Below are 2811 nucleotides of genomic sequence, written 5' to 3' on the forward strand. Positions count from 1 at the left end.
ACACGGGCCCTACGACACCGACGATGGCGACGTGCTCACCGGCTGGGCGCTTTCAGGCCGCGGCATCATCAACAAGCCGCGCTTCGAGGTCGAGCCATTCATCCGCGATCGGCGGCTGAAGGTGATCCTGCCCAGCACGCCGCCGACACCGGTGCAGTTCGCCGCCGTCTATCCGCACAAGAAGCTGCAGGATCCAAAAGTGCGGCTGCTGCTCGACTTCATGGCCGAGCGCTGCCAGCGGCTGATCAACGATCTGGTTGCTGGCAAATAAAGGCTGGCCGGCAAATAGGGACTGGCCGGTAGGTGAGCGGCGGTTTGGCCCAGCGCCGGCGGTTGCCATCCCAGGATGTGGCGAACATAGTTCGGGGTGGCATTTCATCTCATAGGAACCCCCGATGGACAACGGCGCCACAATGCATCTTGCCGTTTCGCTCGCCGATCCATCACTCGAGACTGGGTTGGAATTCAGCCGCCTGGCTGGTTTCGTGCAAAAGGCTGAAGCAGCCGGGCTGGACATGGTGCTGCTTGCCGATGCCGCGCCAGCGTCCGAAAGCGAAGCCGCGAACAAACGGATGCCCTTCGAAGCGACGACCTTGCTGGCCGCTCTGGCGACTGTCACAAGCAGGATCGGCTTGGTTGCCGCTGCCTCGACAATTGCCCACCAACCCTACAATCTGGCACGCCGTTTCGCTTCGCTCGACGTTATCAGCCACGGCCGCAGTGGCTGGAACGCAACCATGACGCAAGCGCCACGGGAAGCAGCCAATTTCAGCCGGCCCGAAGGATTTTCGCCTAACGATTTCCGCCGTCGCAGTGAGGAATATATCGGCATCGTGCAAGGTCTGTGGCAGGGCTGGGATGCGGACGCCCTGCTGTTCGACCAGGGCGGCGGCCGCTTCCACGACCCCGAAAAGATGCACCTGCTGGAGCACAAGGGCGAATTCTTTTCCGTGCGCGGACCGCTGAACGTCGCCCGGTCGCCGCAGGATACGCCAGTGCTCGTCTTGTCGGGCCTGCAGGAATCCGACTTCGATATTGCCACTCGCACCGCCGATGTCATCCTGCTGGACGGCGGACTGGTGGAGGGCGCGACCGAACGCTATGACGATATCAGGCGCCGTGTCACGGCGTGCGGACGCGATCCGGATGCTGTGAAAGTGCTGACGAACGTCGCGCTTATCGCCGATAGTAAGCCGGCTGCCGTCGCCGAGAGGCTGGAAAAGGAATTCCGGGCGAGAGGCTGCGACGGGTTCAACATCCTGATGCCGGCACAGCTTTCTGCGCTCGACGATTTCGTCGATCTGGTCTTGCCGGCGCTGCGGCGGCGTGGCTTGTTTCGAGAGAACTATCGCGGAAAAACGTTGCGCTCGCATCTCGGGCTTGCCGGCGGAGGTGACCAATGACTGCCCGCCAGATGAAGCTCGGCGCCTTTCTGTGGGCGACAGGTCATCACATCGCCGCCTGGCGCCACCCCAAGGCGCACGTCACCGCCGGCATAGACATCGATCATTACATCCAGCTGGCGCGCACGGCGGAGGCGGCGAAGTTCGACATGGTGTTCTGCGAGGACGCCGCCGGCCTGCGTGAAGCCAATATCGGCATTGCCAGCCAGACGTCGCGCTCGATCGGTTTCGAGCCGATCAGCCTGCTCTCGGCGCTCGCCGTCCAGACCAGCCGCATCGGCCTCGTCTCGACAGCGTCGACAAGCTACAACGAGCCCTATGGGCTGGCACGAACCTTCCTGTCGATCGACCATCTGAGCGGCGGCCGGGCCGGCTGGAATCTGGTCACCTCGGCCAGCCCCATCGAAGCAGCCAATTTCGGCGCGACGGGCCTCAAGCCCCATGCCGACCGCTACGAACGGGCGCGCGAGTTCGCCGAGGTGGTGACCGGCCTGTGGCACGGCAAGGCTTCCGGCCATAACGGCCAGAGCTTTTCGGTTCGCGATCCGCTCGACCTGCCGCGCTCGCCGCAGGGCGCGCCGGTGATGGTTCAGGCCGGCGCCTCGGATGTCGGCCGCGACCTTGCCGCCCGCACCGCCGATGTGGTGTTCACGGCGGCGCAGACCTTCGAGGAAGCCAAGGCCTTCTATGACGATCTCAAAGGACGTCTGGCGGCCTATGGGCGCGAGCCGGACGACATCAAGATCATGCCGGGCGTCGCACCGGTGGTGGCGGAGACCGAAGCGGAGGCCCGTGAAAAATACGAGGAATTGCAGGAGCTGATCCCCGACGATGTCGGCGTGGCGCTGCTGTCCAGCTATCTCAGCATCTCCGATCTGTGGCGCTATCCGATCGATGGGCCACTGCCGGAACTGCCGGAGAGCGAGGGGATGAAGAGCAGGCAAGCGCTGGTCATCGAGCAATCGCGCCGCGACGGCCTCTCCATCCGCCAGCTCGCCCGGCATTTTGCCGGCGCGCGGGGCCATTGGCGCATCGTCGGCACAGCGGCCCAAGTCGCCGACGAACTGCAGGCGCGGTTCGAGGGTAGCGCGGCCGACGGTTTCAACGTCATGCCCTCATATTTCCCCGGGGAACTCGATGCCTTTGCCACGCTCGTCGTGCCGGAGTTGCAGCGGCGCGGACTGTTCCGGACGGAATACCAGGGCCGCACGCTGCGCGACCATCTGGGTTTGAAACGGCCGGTTTAGCTGCGGCGCAGCTTAGCTTGCCATCACCTTGCCATGCGGAATTTGATGGTCGGCATTTAAGGCTGCGTTGTGATTGACCAACGCCGTCATGATCTCGGCCGCAGCCAGCGCCGCGATGACCTGAGGGCGCTTGTCCTTGACGGTGTCGCCGCCAATTGGCG

General features: G+C 64.1%; 3 protein-coding genes and 1 pseudogene. 3 read left to right on the forward strand and 1 reads right to left on the reverse strand.

Translation table 11 applies throughout. The features are described from left to right. From EOA22_RS29770 to EOA22_RS29780, 3 genes are all read left to right on the forward strand, one after another. Positions 1-271 (forward strand): LysR substrate-binding domain-containing protein (locus EOA22_RS29770; RefSeq protein ID WP_245478718.1); only part of this gene is annotated, 271 nt, incomplete at its 5' end. A 124-nt stretch (positions 272-395) separates the two neighbouring features. After that, positions 396-1403, forward strand: coding sequence for an LLM class flavin-dependent oxidoreductase (locus tag EOA22_RS29775; protein ID WP_082826625.1), 1008 nt, complete (start codon positions 396-398; stop codon positions 1401-1403). Further along, positions 1400-2650, forward strand: coding sequence for an LLM class flavin-dependent oxidoreductase (locus EOA22_RS29780; RefSeq protein WP_063169825.1), 1251 nt, complete (start codon positions 1400-1402; stop codon positions 2648-2650). Before EOA22_RS29775 ends, EOA22_RS29780 begins: the two co-directional genes overlap by 4 nt. Positions 2651-2662: 12 nt before the next feature. Here the strand turns inward: EOA22_RS29780 and EOA22_RS39165 are convergent. Next, a pseudogene (locus EOA22_RS39165) lies at positions 2663-2811 on the reverse strand (xanthine dehydrogenase accessory protein XdhC); the annotation flags it as partial.

The organism is Mesorhizobium sp. M7A.F.Ca.US.014.04.1.1 (genome assembly GCF_003998745.1).
GTDB lineage: Bacteria > Pseudomonadota > Alphaproteobacteria > Rhizobiales > Rhizobiaceae > Mesorhizobium > Mesorhizobium ciceri.

Bases quoted from the DNA above. Each gene is read 5' to 3' on its own strand.
- EOA22_RS29775 (WP_082826625.1), top strand. From the start codon at position 396: ATGGACAACGGCGCCACAATGCATCTTGCCGTTTCGCTCGCCGATCCA.
- EOA22_RS29780 (WP_063169825.1), top strand. From the start codon at position 1,400: ATGACTGCCCGCCAGATGAAGCTCGGCGCCTTTCTGTGGGCGACAGGT.